A 1,782-nucleotide genomic window follows, 5' to 3' on the forward strand; every position below is an offset into this window, starting at 1 on the left:
TCTCTCCACGGTCATCCAGACCCACCGCGGTGATGCCATCGCGGGCAAGCCCGGCTCCTACAGTGGCGCAATTCTAGGGGTGGGTCTGGTTGGCGATAAGCCGGGATTCTTGTGAATCTTTGTTACCGTTAACGCGATAATCCCTTCGTCGGGGTCACCGCCCCCGTAACTTCGTGTCACAATTTGCCATCGCCCCCGAGAGCACCCCATGGACACTTTGCAAAACATGCGCGCCTTCAGTTACGTGGCCGAGGCCGGCAGCTTCACCGCCGCCGCCGTGCAACTGGACACCACCACCGCCAACGTCTCGCGCGCGGTCTCCAACCTGGAAGCCCACCTGCAAACCCGCCTGCTCAACCGCACCACCCGCCGCATCGCCCTGACTGAAGCCGGCAAGCGCTACCTGTTGCGCTGCGAGCAGATCCTGGCCTACGTCGAAGAAGCCGAAGCCGAGGCCAGCGACGCCCACGCGCGGCCGGCCGGGCAGCTCAAGGTGCACACCATGACCGGCATCGGTCAGCACTTCGTGATCGACGCCATCGCCCGTTATCGCAAGACGCACCCCGACGTAACCTTCGACCTGACAATGGCCAACCGCGTCCCGGACTTGCTCGACGAGGGCTACGACGTGTCGATCGTCCTCGCCAGCGAACTGCCGGACTCGGGCTTCGTCTCCCAGCGTTTGGGCATCACCTACAGCATCGTTTGCGCCTCGCCGGCTTATGTGAAAGCCAACGGTTGCGCGCAGAAACCCAGCGATTTGCTAAACCACATGTGCCTGCGTCTGGTGAGCCCGGTGATTCCCCTGGAAAAATGGGCCTTCGACGGCCCGGAAGGCCAAGAGACCGTGACCATCAACAGCTCACCGTTTCTGGTCAACTCGGCGGACGCAATGAAGACCGCGATCACCAGCGGCATGGGCGTTGGCGTGTTGCCGGTGTATGCGGCGATTGAAGGGTTGCGCAACGGCTCGCTGGTGCGGGTGATGCCCAAGTACCGCTCGCAGGAATTGAATCTGTATGCGATTTATCCTTCGCGGCAATATCTGGACGCAAAGATCAAGACCTGGGTCGAGTACTTGCGCGGGTCGTTGCCAGAGATTCTGGCGGCGCATCAGGCGGAATTGGCGGCTTATGATTTGAGTGGGAATCTGGGCGGGATTCGGCTGGCGAACTGATTTCACGGTCCTACAGACGCGCTGATTTTGGGGAAGGATTCCGACGTGTTCTGTCGGTTGTTGGGTCAGACGGGAAATAGGTAGGCTTTGGGGGTCGCTGCAAAATCAGCGATCAGGTCTGGAAAACCTGGCGAACACTTACCACACCCCATGGCATACTGCGGCGCTTTTTTCTGCACGCAAATCCTTGTTATGGCGGCTGTGCGCGGGAGACCTTCGGGTCTACCGGTTTTTGGTGGGTGTACCGGTTTTTCCAGTCCGCGCATGGCTGCCACCCCTTTCGTCTGGAAAACGAAAGATGGCAGTTCCACTTCATCTGCCAATGAGTAACTTCCGCATGATTAAAGAAACACCGAACCCTCCGGAAACCGACGACGTTTCCCCCTACGAATCCGTCGATTCCAAAAAATTCCACGACGCCGCCGAACGCGCGCTGAATCACTACCTCAATCCCTCAGCGCTCAAATCCCCCGTGGCCCGCAAGCCAAGCACGATGTTCATGCTTGCACCCGATCTCAGAGACGAAGACCTCTTGGCCCACACCTGTGAATCGCTGGCCCAGGCCAGTGTGATGGCCAGCGATTTTGCCGGCTATCTGGAAGGCC

General features: G+C 59.5%; 2 protein-coding genes. Both read left to right on the forward strand.

Annotated elements, in window-relative coordinates; all coding sequences use genetic code 11:
• The first annotated feature begins 208 nt into the window (after nucleotides 1-208).
• Nucleotides 209-1,177, forward strand: a complete 969-nt coding sequence (locus AC1DWM_RS30030; RefSeq protein WP_223516653.1) for a LysR family transcriptional regulator — start codon at nucleotides 209-211, stop codon at nucleotides 1,175-1,177.
• Between the two features lie 337 nt (nucleotides 1,178-1,514).
• Nucleotides 1,515-1,782, forward strand: a 268-nt coding sequence (locus AC1DWM_RS30035; RefSeq protein WP_477796876.1) for a DUF6124 family protein, incomplete at its 3' end; no start/stop codon positions are given.

The sequence above is a fragment of the Pseudomonas sp. P4_C8 genome, assembly GCF_056401975.1.